We start from the raw sequence: 19,075 nt of genomic DNA, 5'->3' as shown, positions 1-19,075 counted from the left end.
GCGTCATGGCCGTCACGTCTCCCGTTCTACACTGCCGAGTCAATCCATCCTATTTCGGACACGCCGCCGACCCCTGCCCGTAGAGCCGCCGCCCGGAGGCCCGATGGTCGTGGGGTATCGCCCTACTTGCCGCGAAACAGACCGGTCCAGCTTACGTTGTACGACGGCCATCGCCATTCCGGGGTGCCGGGCGCCGCGGACCTCACCCGTACGGGCCGTCAACCCCCCGGCACTGCAAGGGAGTTCGAGCTCCGATGGAGGTCAGAGGGCGCGCGTGCCGGAGACGACCATGGCGAGGGTGGACTCGACGACGGCGTTCCTGCGCTGGGCGGGAAGGCGCCGAAGAGGCCCTTCGAGCAGGAGAAGTGACAGTCCGTGCACGGCCGACCACGCTGCGGCACCGGCGGCCTGACGGGCGGCCGGGCGCGGGGCGCCGGCGCGGGCGAGGCCCTCCAGGGCGTCCCGGAGCAGGGTGAAGGCGCGGATCTCGGGTTCGGGCACCTGGCGCTCCGGCAGCGGTCCCGCGGTCCCGTCCGGACGGGCCACGCAGAACGCGGCCCGGTAGAGGCCGGGCTGGTCGACGGCGAAGCCGACGTACCCCCGGCAGAGGGCGGCGAGCCTGCGCTCCGCCGCGAGGACGGGGTCGTCGGCCCCGGGCTCGCGTCCCGCCGCCCGTTCCATGGCGTCGGCGAGCACGCTCCGGGCGTGGGTCCTGACGGTGCGGAGGAGTTCACCGCGTCCGTCGAAGTGCCGGTAGGCGGCGGTGGGCGAGACGCCCACCCGGCGGGCCGCCTCGCGCAGGACGACCCGTTCGGGGCCGCCCTCGGTGGCGAGGTCGACGGCGGCGCAGATCAGCGCGTTGCGCAGATCGCCGTGGTGGTAGGTCTTTCCCCCCGAGATCGCTGCCATGGGCTCATCCTGCCCGATGTTGCCAGCATGAACATTCCAGGTGGCGGCACGACGCGCGGAAAAACGGAACCGCCCCCACCGGAAGGGCGGGGGCGGCACGACGCGCTGCGGGGCTCGCGGGTCAGCGGGCGGTCTCCCGCTCGTAGGCCTTGAGGACCTCGTCGGTGGGGCCGTCCATCAGGAGCTGCCCCTTCTCCAGCCAGAGCACCCGGTCGCAGGTGTCCCGGATGGACTTGTTGCTGTGGCTCACCAGGAAGACCGTGCCGGCCTCCTTGCGGAGCTCGCGGATGCGCTCCTCGGAGCGGATCTGGAACTTGCGGTCACCGGTCGCCAGCGCCTCGTCGATGAGGAGGACGTCGTGGTTCTTGGCGGCCGCGATGGCGAAGCGGAGCCGGGCGCCCATGCCGGAGGAGTACGTGCGCATGGGCAGGCTGATGAAGTCGCCCTTCTCGTTGATGCCGGAGAAGTCGACGATCCCCTCGTACCGCGAGCGCACCTCCTCACGGCTCATGCCCATGGCGAGGCCGCCCAGGATCACGTTGCGCTCACCGGTGAGGTCGTTCATGAGGGCCGCGTTGACGCCCAGGAGCGAGGGCTGACCGTCCGTGTAGACCTTGCCGCTCTCGGTGGGGAGCAGCCCGGCGACGGCGCGCAGGAGCGTGGACTTGCCGGAGCCGTTGGATCCGATGAGGCCGATGGCCTCGCCGCGGTAGGCGGTGAAGGTGACCCCGCGGACCGCGTGGACCTTGCGGACGCCCCGGGTGACCTCGGCCTTGCCGCGGCCGACGATCCGGCTGAGCGCCGCCGTGGCGCTGCCCTTGCCGCCGCCACCGGTGTTGACCCGGTAGACGATGTGGACGTCGTCGCAGATGACGGTGGGAACGTCGGACCGCTTCATGTTCGAGTCGGTGTCAGCCACGGCCGTACCTCTCCTCGGCCTTCCAGAAGTAGACGAAACCGCCGATGCCGAAGACGAGGGCCCAGCCGAGGGCGGTCGCCCAGACGTGCGCCGGCAGGTTGTGCGAGCTGTATCCCTCGATGAGGGCGTAGCGGATCAGGTCCATGTAGACGGCCGCCGGGTTGTACATGAGGATGTCGGCGATCCACTGGGGCTTGTCGCGGAGCATCACCGGGATCGAGAACATCACGCCGGACGCGTACATCCAGGTCCGCATGACGAACGGCATCAGCTGGGCGAGGTCGGGCGTCTTGGAGCCCATCCTGGCCATGATCATGGCGAGTCCGACGTTGAACACGAACTGCAGGAACAGCGCCGGGATCACCAGCAGCCAGCGGAGCGACGGGTAGCTGCCGAAGGCGACGGCGACCGCCACGAGCACGATCATCGAGAACAGCAGCTGCTGGAGCTGCTGGAGCGAGAAGGAGATCGGCAGCGAGGCCCGCGGGAAGTGCAGGGCCCGGACCAGGCCCAGGTTCCCGGAGATCGCCCGGACGCCGGCCATGACCGAGCTCTGGGTGAAGGTGAACACGAAGATGCCGGTGACCAGGAACGGGATGTACACGTCCTTGGACATGCCCTGGCCGGCGCCCAGGATGAGCCCGAAGATCAGGTAGTAGACCAGGGCGTTCAGCAGCGGGGTCGCCACCTGCCACACCTGGCCCAGCTTCGCCTGGCTGTACTGGGCGGTCAGCTTGGCCGAGGAGAAGGCCAGGATGAAGTGGCGGCGGCTCCACAGCTCGCGGACGTACTCGAACAGTCCGGGCCGGGCGCCGCTGACCGACAGCCCGTACTTCTCGGCGAGCGCGGCCGGGGCCAGGCCCTCGTCGACGGACGGGCGCGCGCTCGTCGCGACCGCCCCGCCCTGCTGTGTGTCACTCACAAGTCGAAACTTTCGTGTTCAAATGCGCGGCACGTCGGTACCACGATGTCAGACGACCGGGGGGCGACCCAGCCGGGTCAGCCGCCACACCGTACGCCACCTCATGGGGCGGCGCGGTCCGCAGGGGGTCTTCCAGCCTTCGCGGAATCCGCCGAACCATGCCTTCAGTGCGGAGGGCGAGGGCCGACGGGCCAGGGTGAGCAGGAGCCAGACGCCGAGATACGCCGGCACCAGGGGCGCGGGCAGATTGCGGCGTGCCAGCCAGACTCGGTTGCGGGCCACGTTGAAGTGGTACGAGGCGTGCCGGGAGGGTGCTGTGGTGGGGTGCAACAGCACCATGTCCGCACGGTAGTCGATCATCCAGTCGGCGTCGAGCGCGCGCCAGGCGAGGTCGGTCTCCTCGTGCGCGTAGAAGAACTCGCCCGGCAGATCGCCGACTTCGGCGAACACCTTGGTGCGGACGGCGTTGGCGCCGCCGAGGAAGGTCGTCACCCGTGAGGAGCGCATCGGGTCGGAGGCGCGGAGCCTCGGCACGTGCCGGCGCTGGGTGACCCCGGTCTCCGGGTCGGCGATCCGGAAGGTGATGATGCCGAGGCGCGGATCGGCGGTGAAGGCCTGCCGGATCAGTTCGGCGGTGTCCGTGTGCGCGAGCCGCCCGTCGTCGTCCAGGAAGAGCAGGACGTCGACGTCGGTGCCGCCGGGCCCGAACGCCTCGATGCCGATGTTCCGGCCGGCGGGGATGCCGACGTTCTCCGGCAGGTCGACGGTCCGCACCCAGTCGGGCACCCCGGAGACCGGGGTGCCCTGCCCGACGACGACGACCTCGACGCGGTCGCCCTCCTGCCCGGCGACGGAGTCGATCAGCGCGCGCAGGTCGCCGGGGCGGTCGCCCATCGTGATGACGACGGCTCCCACCCTGAGCGGCGTGCTCACGGCCGGCCTCACTTCAGCCTGCTCGAAACCATGATCGATACGAGGTGCAGCACGGTCTGGAGCAGCGCGATGCCGGCGAGGACGGCGACACCGAGACGGGTGAAGAAGAGGTCGCCCCGGACCTGGTCCGCGATCGCCAGGACGACGATCAGCAGCGAGGCCTCGATGCCGAGGACGAGCCGGTGGAACTTCAGCGCGCCCGCGGCCCTGCGGGCCAGCGCCATGCCGGAGGAGCGCGGCTCGGAGGCGGCCTCCTTGACCGGCGGCAGACCGCCCTGGTGCCGGGCGACGCCGACGAGGTCGGTCTCGGCCTTGATCAGGATGGCGCCGAGGGCCGCCAGGGTGCCGAGGAAGGCCCACAGCCAGTCGATCCGGCCCGAACCCCACAGGTCGGCGGCCCGCAGGCCGAAGCCGACGAGCACCGCCGCGTCGCAGAGGTAGGCGCCGACCCGGTCCAGGTAGACCCCGGACAGGGAGAACTGCTTCTTCCAGCGGGCCACCTCGCCGTCGACGCAGTCGAGCAGCAGGTAGAGCTGGACCATGAGCGCGCCGAGCAGCGCCCCGGGGATCCCGGGCACCAGCAGGGCCGGTGCCGCGAGGACGCCCGCGAGGGTCATCACGTACGTGAGCTGGTTGGGCGTGATCCTGGTGCCGACGAGCCGCCGGGTGATCCTGAGCGAGATCTCCCGCATGTACAGGCGGCCGCCCCAGTGCTCCCCGCTGCGCCGGTCCTTCACACCCGGGGGGTGGACGACCGGGCGGAGCTCAGCTACGGATGGCTTTGGCATAGTCGGCGTACGCGTCCCTGATCTCGTCGTCGGACAGGTCGAGGTGTTCGAGGATGGTGAAGCGGCCCGGCCGGGTCTGCGGGGCGAAGGACACCGCCTGGACGAACTCGTCCACGGTGAAGCCCATCTCCTCCGGCAGCACGGGCAGCCCGTGCCGGCGCAGGGTCTCGACCATCTGGGCAGAGCCCTCGTGGGCGCCGCGCAGGTGCATGGCGAAGGCCGCGCCGAGACCGCACTGCTCGCCGTGGCTGGCGGCGCGGGCCGGGAAGAGCAGGTCGAACGCGTGGCTGATCTCGTGGCAGGCGCCCGAGGAGGGGCGGCTGTCCCCGCTGATCGACATGGCGATGCCGGACATCACCAGACCCTCGGAGAGGGTGACGAGGAAGTCGTCGTCGCCGACGCCCCCGGGGTGGCGGAGCACGGCCTCACCGGCGCTGCGGGCCATGGCGGCCGCGAGTCCGTCGACGGGCTCACCGGTCACCTGGTGCGAGAGCTCCCAGTCCGCGATGGCGGAGAGGTTGGAGATCGCGTCGCCGATGCCGGAGCGCACGTAGCGGACCGGGGCGTCCCTGATCACGTCCAGGTCGATGACGAGGGCGATCGGGGTGGGCACGCCGTACGAGCCCCGGCCGTTGTCGTTGTCCAGGGTCGAGATCGGGGAGCAGATCCCGTCGTGCGAGAGGTTGGTGGCGATGGCCACCAGCGGCAGCCCGACCCGGGCCGCCGCGTACTTCGTCACGTCGATGATCTTGCCGCCGCCGAGGGCGACCACGGCGTCGTACCGCTTGCCGCGCATGGCGTCGGCGAGCTTCACGGCCTCGTCGATGGTGCCGCCGCCGACCGGGTACCAGTCGGCGCCGGGCAGCTCCGGTGCGAAGTGGTCACGCAGCTTGAGGCCCGAGCCGCCGCTGATGGCGACGGCGATCTTGCCGTTGCTGGAGATCCGCTGGTCCGCGAGGAGCGCGGACAGGTCGTCCAGCGCTCCCCTGCGGATGTCGACGACGACTGGTGAAGGAATCAGTCGGGTCAGTACTGGCACGCGATCTCACGGCCCTTCGCGAGGTCGTCGTGGTTGTCGATCTCGACCCACTTGACGTCACCGATGGGCTCGACGTCGACGGTGAAGCCGCGGTTGACCAGCTCCTGGTAGCCGTCCTCGTAGTACAGGTCGGGGTCGCGCTCGAAGGTGGCCTTGAGGGCGTCGGCGAGCTCCTCGGCGGCCTCGGCCTCGATGAGGGTGACGCCGATGTACTCGCCGGTGGCGGTCGCCGGGTCCATCAGCTTGGTGATGCGCTGGACGCCCTTGCCCTCGGCGGTGATGACCTTCATCTCCTCGTCGGCGAGGTTCTTCACCGTGTCGAGGGCGAGGATGATCTTCTTGCCGTCGCCGCGGGCGGCGAGCAGGGTCTTCTCGACGGAGACCGGGTGGACGGTGTCGCCGTTGGCGAGGATCACACCGCGCTTGAGGACCTCGCGGGCGCACCACAGGGAGTAGGCGTTGTTCCACTCCTCGGCCTTGTCGTTGTCGACGAGGGTGAGCTTGAGGCCGTACTTCGCCTCGAGGGCCTCCTTGCGGTCGTAGACGGCCTCCTTGCGGTAGCCGACGACGATCGCGACCTCGGTGAGGCCGATCTCGGCGAAGTTCTTCAGCGTGAGGTCGAGGACGGTGGTCTCACCGTCGACGGGCACGAGGGCCTTCGGAAGCGTGTCGGTGTAGGGGCGCAGACGCCGTCCGGCACCGGCTGCCAGTACGAGACCGATCATGCTGTTTCTCCTTCGTCATGTACGGCGGGTGCTCCGGAGGACACCCAGAAACGGATGGACTCCACGAGCACCACAAGCGCGATGGTGACCGCCAGGGCGGTGAGCGCCAGGGTGAAGTCGTTGCCACGGCTCGCCAGCAGGGCGGCGAGGACGGTCACCAGCAACGTGCGGCCCTCGTGACCGCCGATCGTGCGCACCAGCCACGTGGGCGGCGCGCCGGTGCCGCCGCGGATGCGGTACACCGTGTCGTAGTGATGGTAGGCGACGGCGGCCACCAGCCCGTAGGCCGCGGGCAACGCCCCGTTCACCTCGGAGCGGGCCGCGAGGATGAGGACCGTGCCGTACTCGGCGGCCCGGAAGAGCGGCGGGAGCAGCCAGTCGAGGGCGCCCTTGAGGGGGCGGGCGACGGCGGCGCCGGCGAACACCACGTAGAAGACGGCGGCGACGACGGTCTGGTCGGACCCGAAGGGGCGGCCGAGGGCCGCGGCGAGCATCGCGCCCGTGGCGATCAGCGCGAGGACCAGCGGCGGCAGCATCAGGATGCCGGTGCGGCCGAGGATCCGGTTCGTGAGCGCGGCGAGCGGCCCGGAGTCCGCGAGGTCCGCCAGGGCCTGCGCGGCGCGGTCGGTGCGCTTCGCCTTGCGGGTCAGGGAGCGCAGGACGCGCCCCGCCGTGGTGTAGCAGGCCCCGAAGGCGCAGCCGATGATCAGGGCCCAGAAGACGATCCGGGGGGTGGTGACGGCGGTGAGGACCGCGATCATGGCCCAGCGCTCGCCGATCGGCAGGATGATCATCCGGCGGGCCCAGACGGTCCAGCCGAGGCTGTCGAGCCGGTCGGAGAGGGCCGCGGTGGGGCTGGTGTTGGCGGTGGCGTCGTGGTTGGCCTCGTTGAACGAGAAGTCCACGACGTGCCGGCAGGTCATGAGGACCATCGCGCCGAGCGCGAGCGCCCAGACGTCGTCGCCGTTGCGGGCCGCGCCGAGGGCGAGGCCGGCGTAGAAGGCGTACTCCTTGGCGCGGTCGAAGGTGGCGTCGAGCCAGGCGCCCATCGTCGAGTACTTCAGCGCGTACCGGGCGAGCTGCCCGTCGGTGCAGTCGAGGACGAAGGAGACGAGGAGCAGGACGCCGGCGGCGATGTAGCCGCCGCGCTCGCCGGTCGCCGCGCAGCCGGCCGCGATCAGCGCGGTGAGCAGCGAGGCGGTGGTGACCTGGTTGGGGGTGAGTCCGCGGCGCGCGCACCAGCGGGCGATGTAGCGCGAGTACGGGCTGATGAAGAAGGTGGTGAAGAAGCCGTCGTGGGCCTTCACGGCGGAGCGGAGGCGTACGGCCTCGTCGTCGACGGCGTCCACGGCGGCGCGGGCCTCGTGGCGGGCCTCGGCGTCGGCGGGGACGGCGGCGACGAGGGTGCCGAGCTGGGGCCGGTGCACGGCGACGCCGTCGGCGTCGAGGGCGTCGGCGAGCGTCCCGGTCAGGTCGTCGCCTCCGGTGCCGGGGGCCGCGGCGGCGGTCAGGGCGCGGACGAGCGCGGGGCGGGCCCCGTTCTGCACGGTGAGCGCGCCGGGTGCGGCGGCGGCCGGGAACCGGGGGTCGGTGAGGGCGAGGCGCAGCGCGTGCACATGGCCGACGAACCGGGGGTCGACGAGCGCGACGCGCTCACCCGCGGGGACCGCGGCGAGCAGCGCCCCGGTCTCCTCGGGGCCGGCTGCGGTCCGGACGTCGAATCCGAGCGACCGCAGATCTCCGTCGAGCGAGGATCCGGGTGCCGGCGGGCCGGTGAGGATGGCGGTCGACAGACGAACTCACTCCTTGGAGCTGACGGAGGGGCCGGCGGGACCCATGGCGGCCCCGGGCGCGGCGGTGCGGCCCGGCACGGGGCGGCGACACGTCGGCTGAGGCTATCGGATGAATCGGAGGCCGAGTTCACCGAGGCTTTGCGGGCCGGACTCCCCCGGTCCCACCCGTGTCCGCACGCGTGCGCGTGGCCCCGTGGAGATCATCATGGGTGATCGGCGGCCCGCCCCACAAAACGACGGCCGCGGCCTTCGGTGCGGACCGCGGCCGACGCCCCGGCGCGGGTCCCGGCGACACCTTCCCGCCACGTCCGGTCCGGAATGTATCGCCGCAGGTCAGAGCATATGACAACGGTGTTCAGTGCCGTGTTGCACATACCCCCCACCCGTAGTTGACTTGCGACTCGGGGCACCTGCGAACCGACGATCTGGAGGCCATCTCATGGGGGCTGGACACGACCACGGGCACAGTCACGGCGGCGCTGCGCCGACGGGCACGGCCGGGGCCGCGTACAAGAACCGGTTGCGCATCGCGCTCGGCATCACGCTCTCCGTGATGGTGATCGAAATCATCGGCGGCGTCCTCTCCGACTCGCTCGCCCTGATCGCCGACGCGGCGCACATGGCGACCGACGCGGTCGGCCTCGCGATGGCGCTGCTCGCGATCCACTTCGCCAACCGGCCCCCCTCGGGGAACCGCACCTTCGGGTTCGCCCGGGCGGAGATCCTCGCGGCGCTCGCCAACTGTCTGCTGCTCCTCGGCGTCGGCGGTTACGTGCTGTACGAGGCGATCCAGCGGTTCTTCGAGCCGGCCGAGACCAAGGGCGGTCTGGCGATCGCGGTCGCGACGGTCGGTCTGATCGCCAACGTGATCTCGCTGTCGCTGCTCATGCGGGGCCAGAAGGACAGCCTCAATGTGCGCGGGGCGTATCTGGAGGTGCTCGCGGACGCGCTGGGCTCGGTCACCGTGATCGTCGCCGCCGGCATCATCCTCGTCACGGGCTGGCAGTACGCCGACCCGATCGCCTCGATCCTGATCGGCCTGATGATCGTCCCCCGTACGGTCAAGCTGCTGCGCGAGACGCTCGACGTCCTCCTGGAGGCCGCCCCCAAGGGCGTCGACATGATGGAGGTACGGGCCCACATCCTGGCCCTGCCGGGCGTCGAGGACGTCCACGACCTGCACGCCTGGACGATCACCTCGGGGATGCCGGTGCTCTCGGCGCACGTGGTCGTCGACCAGGACGCGCTCGACTCCGTCGGGCACGAGAAGATGCTGCACTCCCTCCAGGGGTGCCTGGGCTCGCACTTCGACGTGGAGCACTGCACCTTCCAGCTGGAGCCGGTGGGGCACGCGGAGCACGAGGCGAGACTCTGCCTGTGAGAACCGGGCCGGCTGTTAGTCTTTTCGTACCGACGTGTGGAGAGAGGAGCTGAGGTTGATGACCGTCGCGATGGAGGCTGTCCCGAGCGGCAGCACCCGGTCCTTCCTCAGCTTCCGGGTCTCCGGCTGACCTGATCCCGGTTCCCACCGGTCCGTCACGTCGTCGGCCGGGACCCTCTCACAAAGGGTTTCCCACGTTGTCCGACAACGCTTCGCACGACTCCTTCTTCGCCCTGCACCACGGTCTTCCGCGGCAGGGTCCCGGCTCCGACGCCACCACGCGTCGGCTCCTCGCGCTCACCGGCCCGCTGCCGGAGCGTCCGCGTGTGCTCGACCTGGGCTGCGGCCCCGGCCGCTCCGCGCTGCTCCTGGCGGCCGAGGCGGGCGCCGAGGTGACCGCCGTCGATCTCCACGAACCGTTCCTGGCGGAACTGCGGGGGTCCGCCGCCGACCGCGGGCTCGACGGCTCGATCCACACCCACCGCGCCGACATGGGCGCGCTGCCGTTCCCTGACGGCTCCTTCGACCTGGTCTGGGCCGAGAGCTCGGCCTACGTCCTGGGCTTCGACCGGGCGCTCGCCGAGTGGCGCAGGCTGCTCGCGCCCGGAGGCACCCTGGTGCTCACCGAGTGCGTCTGGACCACCGGGGAGCCCGGCCCGGCGGCCCGCGCCTTCTGGGAGGAGCACTACCCGCTCCGTACCGTCGCCGAGCTCTCGGCGGCAGCGGTCGAGGCCGGCCATCACGTCCTGGGGACCGTCCTCCAGCCCGAGGGCGACTGGGCCGAGTACTACGGTCCGCTCGCCGCGCACGCCGACGCGGCGGACACCACCCTGCCCGGTATGGCCGAGGCGGTGGCGGGGGCCCGCGCCGAGATCGCGATGCGGCGCGAGCACGGCTCCGAGTACGGGTACGCGGGATTCGTCCTGCGGCCTGCGGATCCGCGCTGGCGCACCCGTCCCGAGACCGCCGAGGAGGCCTCGGTGGTCCGCCCGCTCGTGGCGGCCGCCTTCGGCTCGGAGGCGGAGGCCGAGCTGGTGGACGCGCTCCGGCGGGACCCGGACGCCTGGCTCCCCGGCCTGTCGTACGTGGCCGAGGCCCCGGACGGCTCGATCGCGGCGCACGCCCTGATCACCCGCTGCCTGGTGGACGGCGCCCCCGCGACGGCGCTCGCTCCGGTCGCCGTGGCGCCCGCGTACCAGCGGACGGGGGCCGGACAGGCCGTCGTCCGGGCGGTGCTCGACGCGGCGCGGCTGCGGGGCGAGCGGCTCGTACTCGTCCTGGGGCACCCGGAGTACTACCCGAAGTTCGGGTTCGTACGGGCGTCCGAGTATGGAATCAAGCCAGGTTTCGAGGTTCCGGACGAGGCCATGATGGCGCTCGTCCTCGACGAGTCCGTGCCCGTGCCGCCCGGCACGATCGCCTATCCGGCGGCTTTCGGGGTCTAGTCGCCCCTCGCCGTCGCTCCGCTCCCGCCGCGCCGGTTGTACTCCGGTGCGGTGGGAGCGGCCACGTCCGGCCGCCGAAGTACGGACAAGCCGCTTTTGTACGGCAGACTGAGGTGGCCCCACCGGGGCGAGGACCGAAGCGAAGGATGGGTATGCCGACCACACCAGCCACCGCGGCTCAGATCTCGCCGGAGATGCCGGAGATCATGTCGAACGGTGTCCAGCCGTCCGAGGCCCCGGCGCCGATCATGCTCGAACTGGTCGACGAGGACGGGACGACCATCGGCACGGCGGAGAAGCTCGCCGCCCACCAGGCGCCCGGGCTGCTGCACCGCGCCTTCTCCGTCTTCCTGTTCGACGAGTCGGGCCGGCTGCTGCTCCAGCGGCGGGCGCTCGGCAAGTACCACTCCCCCGGCGTCTGGTCGAACACCTGCTGCGGCCACCCGTACCCGGGCGAGGCGCCGTTCGCCGCCGCCGCCCGGCGGACCTTCGAGGAGCTCGGCGTCTCGCCCACGCTGCTCGCGGAGGCCGGCACCGTCCGCTACAACCACCCGGACCCGGCCTCCGGCCTGGTGGAGCAGGAGTTCAACCACCTCTTCGTCGGCCTGGTCCAGGCCACGCCGCAGCCGGATCCGGAGGAGATCGAGGACACCGTCTTCGTCACCGCCGCCGAGCTGGCCGAGCGTCATGCCGCCGCGCCCTTCTCCGCCTGGTTCATGACGGTGCTCGACGCGGCGCGTCCGGCGGTCAGGGAACTGACGGGTCCGTCCGGGGGCTGGTGACGACCGGCTGGTGGATCGCCGCTCCCGGCCCCGGTGCCATCGGGGCCAGGGGCAGCGCCGCCCAGATGATCTTGCCGCCGCTCGCGGTGTGCTCGACGTCGCACGCACCGCCGGACTCCTGGGCGATCTCGCGGACCAGGAGCAGTCCGCGGCCACCCGTCTGCCCGTAGTCGGCCTCGAGGGCCTTGGGGCGGTACGGGTGGTTGTCCTCGACGGACACCCTGATCCACTCGGGCCCGATGGCCACCTCGACCGCTATCTCCGGGGACAGCAGCGCCGCGTGCCGCACGGCGTTGGTCACCAGCTCGGAGACGATCAGCAGCAGGCCGTCCATGATCTCCTCATGGACGGGAACGCCCTGGCGGACCAGCAGGTCGCGTACGGCGTGCCGGGCCTGCGGGACGGAGACGTCGACCGCGGCAGCGGTGAAGCGCCAGACTCCTTCGTAGGACGGTTGCCGGGCGGGGCCACCGCCGTGGTTCTCCACGGTACGGTTCCCACCCTCGTGCTCGATTCTCGCCACGGATCGAGTCTTGGCAATGCGCGCAGGCGGACCGGCCTACTGACCAGAAGTCGACACTTATCGGCCGCTTTCCGATCGGGTGAGTATGCCGATGTCAGTTGTTCGACTGATCAGGCACGGTTTCTGACTGCTCCGGGGGCGCGCTGGACACGGGCGTCGGCGTCACCATACTGACGATCCGCCGACCGCCCACTCCGATGGCGATCAGGCCGAGGCCGTCGAAGAGCAGCGCGAGCGAGAAGAAGACCCCGAGAACGTACCGGCTGCTGTCCGGCCAGTCGAACAGGACGAGCAGACCGAGCAGCAGTCCGAAGGCCCCCTGGAGCAGCGTCCAGCCGAACTGCGGCCCGCGCACCACGACGCTGCCGACCAGCCGGAAGAGACCGCCGGTGAGGAAGAGCAGGGCGGCGAACATCGTCAGCGCCTCGGCCGAGCCCTCCGGGTGACGGATCACCACGACACCGGCCGCGATGTTGAGGGCTGCCACCACCACGGCGAGCCAGAAGTAGCTGGTGCCGCGCGACTGGATCGCCTGGAGGAGCCCGACGACCCCACCGATCAGCAGCAGCCAGCCGAAGAGCAGCATCGAGGTCAGGGTGGCGAGGCCGGTGTAGACCAGACCGACGAGACCGCCGAGCACGAGCAGGACGCCGAGCACGGCCAGCCAGCTGAAGCTCCGGTTGAGCCGCTTCCCTTCGCGTGCCATCTCATGGACCGGGGCCGGGACCACGTCCGGCTCCTGGGCGTCCTTGGCCATGCGGTGCCTCCTCGGGACGACCCCTTCCTGATCGTACGTTCGGGTACGGCGGATAGCATCCGGCCCATGGAGCCGCAGCTGAAGGACAGCGTCACGGACGGCGTCGCCACCGTCGTCATCGCCAACCCCGCCAAGCGCAACGCGATGAGCGCCGGCATGTGGCGGGCGCTGCCCGGTGTACTGGACCGGCTCGCGGCCGATCCCGCCGTCCGGGTGCTGGTCCTGACCGGTGAGGGCGGCACCTTCTGCGCCGGGGCCGACATCTCGGCGCTCCGGGAGCCCGGGGACGAGCAGCAGACACTCGCGGTACGGGCCGAGGAGGCGCTCGCCGCGTTCCCCCGGCCGACCCTGGCGGCCGTCCGGGGCTTCTGCGTCGGCGGCGGCAGCCAGCTCGCCGCCGCCTGTGACCTGCGGTTCGCCGAGGAGGGCGCCCGCTTCGGGATCACCCCGTCGAAGCTCGGCATCGTCTACCCGTCCTCCTCGACCCGGCGACTCACCGCCCTGGTCGGCCCCTCGACGGCCAAGTACCTGCTGTTCTCAGGTGAGTTGATCGAGGCGGAGCGGGCCCTGCGGACCGGGTTCGTGGACGAGCTGCACCCGGTGGGCGAGCTGGACAAGCGGGTCGCCGAGTTCACCCGGGTCCTCGCCTCGCGCTCGCTGCTGACCCAGGCGGCGGCCAAGGAGTTCGCCGACGGACGCCTGGACCGGGACGCCCACTGGGCGGAGCAGGCGCGCGGCAGCGGCGACACCGCGGAGGGGGTCGCCGCCTTCCTCGAGCGCCGGGCGCCCCGCTTCACGTACGGGAGCTGAGGGCCGGCGGGCCCTCGCTCAGCGCCCCTGGGGAAGCTCCTCCGGCTTCACGTTCCGCCACCGCGCGACGATCTCGGCCGGGGCCTTCTCCGGCGAGCCCGCGTCGTACGGCGGCTGCGGGTCGTACTCGGTGAGCAGCTGGATGGTCTGGGCGGCCTCGTCCCCGGCGATCCGGCCGATCAGGTGCAGCGCCATGTCGATGCCCGAGGAGACCCCGGCGGCGGTGACGTACTTGCCGTCGAAGACGACCCGCTCGCCGGTGGGCTCGACGCCCAGCTCCCTGAGTTCGTCGAAGGCGAGCCAGTGGGTGGTGGCGCGGCGGCCGTCGAGGACGCCGGCCGCGGCCAGGATCAGGGAGCCGGTGCAGACCGAGGTCGTCCAGGTGCTGGTCTCGTCGGCGGTACGGAGCCAGGCCTGGATCTCCGGGTCGTCCATGGCACCGCGCGAGTCGGGGCCGCCGGGCACGAGAACGATGTCGGGGCGCGGGACCTCCGCGAGGGTCTTGTCGGCGACGAGGGCGAGGCTGCCCTGGTCGTTGCGGACGGGACCGCTCTCCTTGGCGACGAAGACGGTCTCGGCCCCGGGGATGCGGGCGAGGAGCTCGTACGGGCCGACGGCGTCGAGCGTGGTGAAGCCCCGGTAGAGCAGGACGGCGATCTGCATGCTGCTGCCTTTCAGTTGGCGGGCGAGTGGAAGCGGCGGCGGTAGTCGGCGGGCGCGGTGCCGAGGGTCCTGGCGAAGGCGCGGCGCATCGCCTCGGGGGTGCCGTAGCCCGAGGCGCGGGCGACCTCCTCGACGCCGCGGGAGGTCTCCTCCAGGAGGCGGCGGGCGTGTTCGAGCCGTACCCGGTCGACGTAACGGCCGGGGGTCGTGCCCGTCTCGGCCTGGAAGGCCCGGGCGAAGTGGCGGGGCGAGAGCCGGGCACGGGCGGCGAGGGACTCCACGGAGAGATCGCCGTCGGGGTGCTCGGCGATCCACTGCTGGAGGTCGCGCAGCGGCTCCCGGCGGGCGGTCTGGGCGGCGAGCTGGACGCTGAACTGGGCCTGGTTGCCGGGGCGGCGCAGAAAGACGACCAGGTGGCGGGCGACGGTGAGGGCGACGTCCCTGCCGAGGTCCTCCTCCACCAGGGCGAGGGACAGGTCGATGCCGGCGGTGACCCCGGCGGAGGTGGAGAGCCGTCCGTCCCGGACGAAGATGGGGTCGGGGTCCACCTCGACCTCGGGGTAGCGGCGGGCCATGTGGTCGCAGGCCACCCAGTGGGTGGTCGCCCGGTGTCCGTCGAGGAGGCCCGCCTCGGCGAGGAGCAGCGCCCCCGTGCAGACGGAGACCAGCCGCCCGGCGTCGGGGGCGTGGGTGCGGAGCCAGTCGATCAGCGCCGGATCGGGCTGCCGGGTGCCCTCGCCGCCGGGGACGACGAGGGTGTGCGGTGCGCCGTCGGCGACCGCGCCGGCGAGGGTGGTGTCGGGGAGCAGACGCAGTCCGCTGTGGGTGCGGACGGGCCCGCCGTCCAGGGAGGCGGTGCGGATCGTGTACGCGTCCGGATCGCCGGAGGCCCGGCCGGCACCGGCGAAGACCTCGTAGGGGCCGGTGACGTCGAGGCTCTGCACGCCGTCGAAGAGGACGACGAGAACGGGTCGCTGCGTCATGTCTCCATCCTGGGAGGCGCCCGGGACGGCCGCAATGACGCCGATCCCACCTTTTCTGCCATCGCGGGGCGGGGCACGAGACCGGGGACGGTCCGGGGACCGGCTCCGGGAGCGGCCCCCGGCCCCGGAACGGTCCCGGGGGCCGTCCCGAAGGTTCCTGTCGTACCGACCAGTCGGTAACCTTCGGGCATGACGACGACCGCTCTCCCGCCCCGCGCGGGACGCCGCTGCCACAACGCCCTCAACCCGCTGCACTCCACGCTCTACTTCTCGCCCGACATGGACCGTGAGTTCGGGGCCCTCGGCTTCACCGACCAGAGCGCGATGCGGCTCGCGTCGCGCAGCGCCGCCCTCGGCGCGGTGGGCCCCGGCACGGTCGCCGCCACCTTCTACAACTACAACCACGAGCTGCTCGCCCGGCACCTCCCGGCCGTCTGGGAGACCGCCTCGCCCGCCCAGGTCCTGGACGCGCGGCTGCGCACCGCCGACGCCACCCTGCGCCGGCTGCTCGGCGAGGACACGGTCGCCTCCGCGGAGATGGCCGAGGCGGCGGAGCTCGCGCTGCGCGCCACCGAGGCCTGCACCCGGCACGCCCGGCCGCTCTACTCGGCCCACGCGGACCTGCCGGTGCCCGAGGAGCCCCACCTCGCCTACTGGCACGCCGCCACCCTGCTGCGCGAGCACCGGGGCGACGGACACCTCGCGGCCCTGCTCTCGGCCGGGCTGGACCCCGTCGAGGCCCTGGTCTCCCACACCGCCACCGGCAAGGGCATGGCCCCGCGCTGGGTGCTCGGCTCCCGCGGCTGGCGGCGCGCCGACTGGGAGGCCGCGGCGGAGCGGCTGCGCGGACGCGGGCTGCTCGACGCCGAGGGCGAGCTGACCGAGGCGGGTACGGCCCTCCGCGACGAGCTGGAGGGGCACACCGACCGGCTCGACGCCGCGCCGTACGAGCACCTCGGCGCGGCCGGGGTCGAGCGGCTCACCGAGCTGGGGCGCGGCTTCCTGGTCACGGCCGCCGTCGCGGGCGCCTTCCCGGCGGATCTCGTCGGCAAGGACTGACCGCGGGGCGCCCGGAGGCGCCCGGGACGCGCGCGGGAAGGGTCGGTTACCGCGTACGGGTGACCGACCCGGCACAATGCACTCGCAAGCTTGAGGCACGAGAAGGCGAGTCGGGACACCGTGACGACGTCCATCGAAGCAAGGATCGCCGAGGAACTCGGCGTACGCGAGCGACAGGTGAAGGCAGCCGTCGAGCTGCTCGACGGCGGTTCGACCGTGCCGTTCATCGCCCGCTACCGCAAGGAAGCGACGGAGATGCTCGACGACGCGCAGCTCCGCACCCTGGAGGAGCGGCTGCGCTATCTGCGCGAGCTGGAGGACCGCCGGTCGGCGATCCTCGACTCGGTACGCGAGCAGGGCAAGCTGACGGAGGAGCTCGAGGCCCGCATCCGGGCGGCCGACACCAAGGCGCGCCTGGAGGACATCTACCTGCCCTTCAAGCCGAAGCGCCGCACCAAGGCCCAGATCGCCCGTGAGGCCGGTCTGGGGCCGCTGGCGGAGGGGCTGCTCGCCGACCCGTCCGTGGAGCCGGCGGCCGCCGCCGCGGCCTTCGTGGACCCCGACAAGGGCGTCGCCGACGCCGCCGCGGCCCTGGAGGGCGCGCGGGCGGTCCTCGCCGAGACGTTCTCCGAGGACGCCGACCTCATCGGCGAGCTGCGCGAGCGCATGTGGGGCCGCGGCCGGCTGGTCGCGAAGGTGCGCGAGGGACAGGAGGAGGCGGGGGCGAAGTTCGCCGACTACTTCGACTTCACCGAGCCCTTCACGGCCCTGCCCTCGCACCGGGTGCTCGCCATGCTGCGCGGCGAGAAGGAGGACGTGCTCAGCCTCGACCTGGAGCCGGAGGAGCCCTCCGAGCTCCCCGGCCCCTCCTCGTACGAGGGGATCGTCGCGCATCGCTTCGGCGTCGCCGACCGGGGTCGCCCCGGGGACAAGTGGCTTCAGGACACGGTCCGTTGGGCCTGGCGGACCCGTATCCTCGTGCACCTCGGGATCGATCTGCGGCTGCGGCTGCGGACGGCCGCCGAGGACGAGGCGGTCCGGGTCTTCGCGGCGAACCTGCGCGACCTGCTGCTCGCCGCGCCGGCCGGCACCCGGGCGACACTCGGCCTCGACCCCGGCTTCCGGACCGGCGTGAAGGTCGCCGTGGTCGACGCGACCGGCAAGGTCGTCGCCACCGACACGATCTACCCGCACGTGCCCGCCAACAAGTGGGACCAGGCGCTGGACAGGCTGGCGCGGCTCGCGAAGGAGCACGCGGTCGAGCTCGTCGCGATCGGCAACGGCACGGCCTCCCGCGAGACCGACAAGCTGGCGGCCGAACTCCTCGCCAAGCATCCCGAGTTGAAGCTGACCAAGGTGATGGTCTCCGAGGCCGGCGCCTCGGTCTACTCGGCCTCCGCCTTCGCCTCGCAGGAACTCCCGGGCCTCGACGTGTCGTTGCGCGGCGCGGTCTCCATCGCCCGCCGTCTCCAGGACCCGCTCGCGGAGCTGGTGAAGATCGACCCGAAGTCCATCGGCGTCGGCCAGTACCAGCACGACCTGGCCGAGGTGAAGCTCTCCCGCTCGCTCGACGCGGTCGTGGAGGACTGTGTGAACGGTGTCGGTGTCGACGTCAACACCGCCTCCACGCCGCTTCTTTCGCGGGTCTCTGGGATCAGCTCGGGCCTCGCGGAGAACATCGTCGCGCACCGGGACGCCAACGGCCCGTTCCGCTCCCGCCGGGCGCTCAAGGACGTGGCCCGGCTGGGTCCGAAGGCCTACGAGCAGTGCGCGGGCTTCCTGCGCATCCGGGGCGGCGACGACCCGCTCGACTCCTCCTCGGTGCACCCGGAGGCGTATCCGGTGGTGCGCCGGATGGTGAAGGCGACGGGCGGCGAGGTCGCCGCGCTCATCGGCGACACCGGGGCGCTGCGCTCGCTGCGGGCCGACGACTTCGTGGACGAGACCTTCGGTCTGCCGACCGTGACGGACATCCTGCGCGAGCTGGAGAAGCCGGGCCGCGACCCGCGACCGGCGTTCCGGACCGCGACCTTCGCCGAGGGCGTCGAGAAGATCGGCGACCTGGCGTCCGGGATGGTCCTCGAGGGCGTCGTCACCAATGTGGCCGCCTTCGGGGCGTTCGTGGACATCGGTGTGCACCAGGACGGTCTGGTGCACGTCTCCGCGATGTCGAAGACCTTCGTCAAGGACCCGCGCGACGTGGTGAAGCCCGGCGACGTGGTCAAGGTGAAGGTCCTCGACATCGACATCCCGCGCAAGCGGATCTCGCTGACGCTGCGGCTCGACGACCCGTCCGGCGCCGAGGCCCCGGAGGGGGCGCCCAAGCGTGAGCGCGGCGAGCGCGGCGAGCGCTCCGGCCGGCCGCCGCAGCAGCGGCAGGGCGGCGGCGGTGGCGGCGGCCGCCGGGCCGAGCGCGCGGACCGCGGCGGTCAGGGCGACCGCGGCGGCCGGAACGCCCAGGGCGGCCAGGGTGGCCAGGGCGGTCGCGGCGGGCAGTCCGAGCGGGGCGGCCGGGACCGGTCGTCCGCTCCCGCGCCCGCGAACAGCGCGATGGCCGACGCCCTCCGCAAGGCGGGGCTGCTGGGCGAGGGCGGCGGCAAGCGCCGCTGACGCGACAGGCCGTCGGAGCCGTCCCCGTGTGCCC

General features: G+C 72.2%; 18 protein-coding genes. 6 read left to right on the top strand and 12 right to left on the bottom strand.

The genetic code is table 11. The features are described from left to right. Positions 1–261 precede the first annotated feature (261 nt). The 8 genes from ACFQ79_RS22880 to ACFQ79_RS22845 form a co-directional block, all read right to left on the bottom strand. The gene (locus tag ACFQ79_RS22880; RefSeq protein WP_383586320.1) at positions 262–909 is read right to left on the bottom strand and encodes a TetR/AcrR family transcriptional regulator; all 648 of its coding nucleotides are present in this window, start codon (positions 907–909) and stop codon (positions 262–264) included. Between the two features lie 121 nt (positions 910–1,030). Further along, positions 1,031–1,807: an ABC transporter ATP-binding protein gene (locus tag ACFQ79_RS22875; protein WP_383586383.1), complete on the bottom strand. Its 777-nt coding sequence runs from the start codon at positions 1,805–1,807 to the stop codon at positions 1,031–1,033. Positions 1,808–1,820: 13 nt separating this feature from the next. Continuing rightward, complete coding sequence (locus ACFQ79_RS22870; RefSeq protein ID WP_383586318.1) at positions 1,821–2,750, bottom strand: ABC transporter permease; 930 nt, start codon at positions 2,748–2,750, stop codon at positions 1,821–1,823. A 48-nt stretch (positions 2,751–2,798) separates the two neighbouring features. Continuing rightward, entirely contained in the window at positions 2,799–3,644 is an 846-nt protein-coding gene (locus tag ACFQ79_RS22865) for a glycosyltransferase family 2 protein (RefSeq protein ID WP_383586381.1), read from the bottom strand. Positions 3,645–3,691: 47 nt separating this feature from the next. Beyond that, entirely contained in the window at positions 3,692–4,471 is a 780-nt protein-coding gene (locus ACFQ79_RS22860) for a CDP-alcohol phosphatidyltransferase family protein (RefSeq protein ID WP_189832636.1), read from the bottom strand. Then, the gene (locus ACFQ79_RS22855; protein ID WP_383586316.1) at positions 4,449–5,510 is read right to left on the bottom strand and encodes an iron-containing alcohol dehydrogenase family protein; all 1,062 of its coding nucleotides are present in this window, start codon (positions 5,508–5,510) and stop codon (positions 4,449–4,451) included. The genes ACFQ79_RS22860 and ACFQ79_RS22855 overlap by 23 nt, the downstream gene beginning before the upstream one ends. Continuing rightward, complete coding sequence (locus ACFQ79_RS22850; RefSeq protein WP_055600458.1) at positions 5,498–6,235, bottom strand: sugar phosphate nucleotidyltransferase; 738 nt, start codon at positions 6,233–6,235, stop codon at positions 5,498–5,500. Before ACFQ79_RS22850 ends, ACFQ79_RS22855 begins: the two co-directional genes overlap by 13 nt. Then, the gene (locus ACFQ79_RS22845; RefSeq protein ID WP_383586379.1) at positions 6,232–8,028 is read right to left on the bottom strand and encodes a DUF5941 domain-containing protein; all 1,797 of its coding nucleotides are present in this window, start codon (positions 8,026–8,028) and stop codon (positions 6,232–6,234) included. The genes ACFQ79_RS22850 and ACFQ79_RS22845 overlap by 4 nt, the downstream gene beginning before the upstream one ends. A gap of 439 nt (positions 8,029–8,467) precedes the next feature. Here ACFQ79_RS22845 and ACFQ79_RS22840 point away from each other — a divergent pair, with 439 nt between their 5' ends. The 3 genes from ACFQ79_RS22840 (at position 8,468) to idi (ending at position 11,636) form a co-directional block, all read left to right on the top strand. Next, positions 8,468–9,409, top strand: coding sequence for a cation diffusion facilitator family transporter (locus ACFQ79_RS22840; RefSeq protein ID WP_383586314.1), 942 nt, complete (start codon positions 8,468–8,470; stop codon positions 9,407–9,409). A gap of 197 nt (positions 9,410–9,606) precedes the next feature. Next, entirely contained in the window at positions 9,607–10,854 is a 1,248-nt protein-coding gene (locus ACFQ79_RS22835; protein WP_383586312.1) for a GNAT family N-acetyltransferase, read from the top strand. A gap of 152 nt (positions 10,855–11,006) precedes the next feature. Then, positions 11,007–11,636 carry an isopentenyl-diphosphate Delta-isomerase gene (gene idi, locus ACFQ79_RS22830; RefSeq protein WP_383586310.1) on the top strand — a complete coding sequence of 210 codons (630 nt, stop codon included), beginning with the start codon at positions 11,007–11,009 and terminating at the stop codon, positions 11,634–11,636. Here the strand turns inward: idi and ACFQ79_RS22825 are convergent. Beyond that, positions 11,602–12,159: an ATP-binding protein gene (locus ACFQ79_RS22825; RefSeq protein WP_374115437.1), complete on the bottom strand. Its 558-nt coding sequence runs from the start codon at positions 12,157–12,159 to the stop codon at positions 11,602–11,604. The genes idi and ACFQ79_RS22825 overlap by 35 nt on opposite strands. A gap of 94 nt (positions 12,160–12,253) precedes the next feature. Next, positions 12,254–12,916, bottom strand: coding sequence for an HdeD family acid-resistance protein (locus ACFQ79_RS22820; protein ID WP_383586308.1), 663 nt, complete (start codon positions 12,914–12,916; stop codon positions 12,254–12,256). 66 nt (positions 12,917–12,982) lie between these two features. On the opposite strand from ACFQ79_RS22820, the gene ACFQ79_RS22815 reads away from it, so the two are divergent. Continuing rightward, positions 12,983–13,726, top strand: coding sequence for an enoyl-CoA hydratase/isomerase family protein (locus tag ACFQ79_RS22815; protein ID WP_383586306.1), 744 nt, complete (start codon positions 12,983–12,985; stop codon positions 13,724–13,726). Between the two features lie 18 nt (positions 13,727–13,744). On the opposite strand, the gene ACFQ79_RS22810 is transcribed toward ACFQ79_RS22815, so the two are convergent. Further along, positions 13,745–14,389 (bottom strand): DJ-1/PfpI family protein, encoded by a 645-nt coding sequence (locus tag ACFQ79_RS22810; protein WP_383586304.1) that lies wholly within the window; start codon positions 14,387–14,389, stop codon positions 13,745–13,747. Between the two features lie 11 nt (positions 14,390–14,400). Next, the gene (locus ACFQ79_RS22805) at positions 14,401–15,372 is read right to left on the bottom strand and encodes a GlxA family transcriptional regulator (RefSeq protein ID WP_383586302.1); all 972 of its coding nucleotides are present in this window, start codon (positions 15,370–15,372) and stop codon (positions 14,401–14,403) included. 189 nt (positions 15,373–15,561) lie between these two features. Between ACFQ79_RS22805 and ACFQ79_RS22800 the strand changes: the two genes are divergently transcribed. Continuing rightward, the gene (locus ACFQ79_RS22800; RefSeq protein WP_383586300.1) at positions 15,562–16,431 is read left to right on the top strand and encodes a hypothetical protein; all 870 of its coding nucleotides are present in this window, start codon (positions 15,562–15,564) and stop codon (positions 16,429–16,431) included. Between the two features lie 120 nt (positions 16,432–16,551). Beyond that, positions 16,552–19,041: a Tex family protein gene (locus tag ACFQ79_RS22795; RefSeq protein ID WP_383586298.1), complete on the top strand. Its 2,490-nt coding sequence runs from the start codon at positions 16,552–16,554 to the stop codon at positions 19,039–19,041. Positions 19,042–19,075: the final 34 nt, after the last annotated feature.

It is taken from the genome of Streptomyces sp. NPDC056480 (assembly GCF_042795405.1).
GTDB lineage: Bacteria > Actinomycetota > Actinomycetes > Streptomycetales > Streptomycetaceae > Streptomyces.
The sequence above is the reverse complement of the archived record's forward strand: the minus strand, read 5'-3'. Positions and strand labels throughout refer to the sequence as shown.

What these genes read in the sequence shown, in the direction of transcription:
- ACFQ79_RS22880 (WP_383586320.1), bottom strand. Translation starts at nt 909, where the DNA reads ATGGCAGCGATCTCGGGGGGAAAGACCTACCACCACGGCGATCTGCGC.
- ACFQ79_RS22875 (WP_383586383.1), bottom strand. Translation starts at nt 1,807, where the DNA reads ATGAAGCGGTCCGACGTTCCCACCGTCATCTGCGACGACGTCCACATC.
- ACFQ79_RS22865 (WP_383586381.1), bottom strand. Translation starts at nt 3,644, where the DNA reads ATGGGCGACCGCCCCGGCGACCTGCGCGCGCTGATCGACTCCGTCGCC.
- ACFQ79_RS22860 (WP_189832636.1), bottom strand. Translation starts at nt 4,471, where the DNA reads ATGCCAAAGCCATCCGTAGCTGAGCTCCGCCCGGTCGTCCACCCCCCG.
- ACFQ79_RS22850 (WP_055600458.1), bottom strand. Translation starts at nt 6,235, where the DNA reads ATGATCGGTCTCGTACTGGCAGCCGGTGCCGGACGGCGTCTGCGCCCC.
- ACFQ79_RS22840 (WP_383586314.1), top strand. Translation starts at nt 8,468, where the DNA reads ATGGGGGCTGGACACGACCACGGGCACAGTCACGGCGGCGCTGCGCCG.
- idi (WP_383586310.1), top strand. Translation starts at nt 11,007, where the DNA reads ATGCCGACCACACCAGCCACCGCGGCTCAGATCTCGCCGGAGATGCCG.
- ACFQ79_RS22820 (WP_383586308.1), bottom strand. Translation starts at nt 12,916, where the DNA reads ATGGCCAAGGACGCCCAGGAGCCGGACGTGGTCCCGGCCCCGGTCCAT.
- ACFQ79_RS22815 (WP_383586306.1), top strand. Translation starts at nt 12,983, where the DNA reads ATGGAGCCGCAGCTGAAGGACAGCGTCACGGACGGCGTCGCCACCGTC.
- ACFQ79_RS22810 (WP_383586304.1), bottom strand. Translation starts at nt 14,389, where the DNA reads ATGCAGATCGCCGTCCTGCTCTACCGGGGCTTCACCACGCTCGACGCC.
- ACFQ79_RS22805 (WP_383586302.1), bottom strand. Translation starts at nt 15,372, where the DNA reads ATGACGCAGCGACCCGTTCTCGTCGTCCTCTTCGACGGCGTGCAGAGC.
- ACFQ79_RS22800 (WP_383586300.1), top strand. Translation starts at nt 15,562, where the DNA reads ATGACGACGACCGCTCTCCCGCCCCGCGCGGGACGCCGCTGCCACAAC.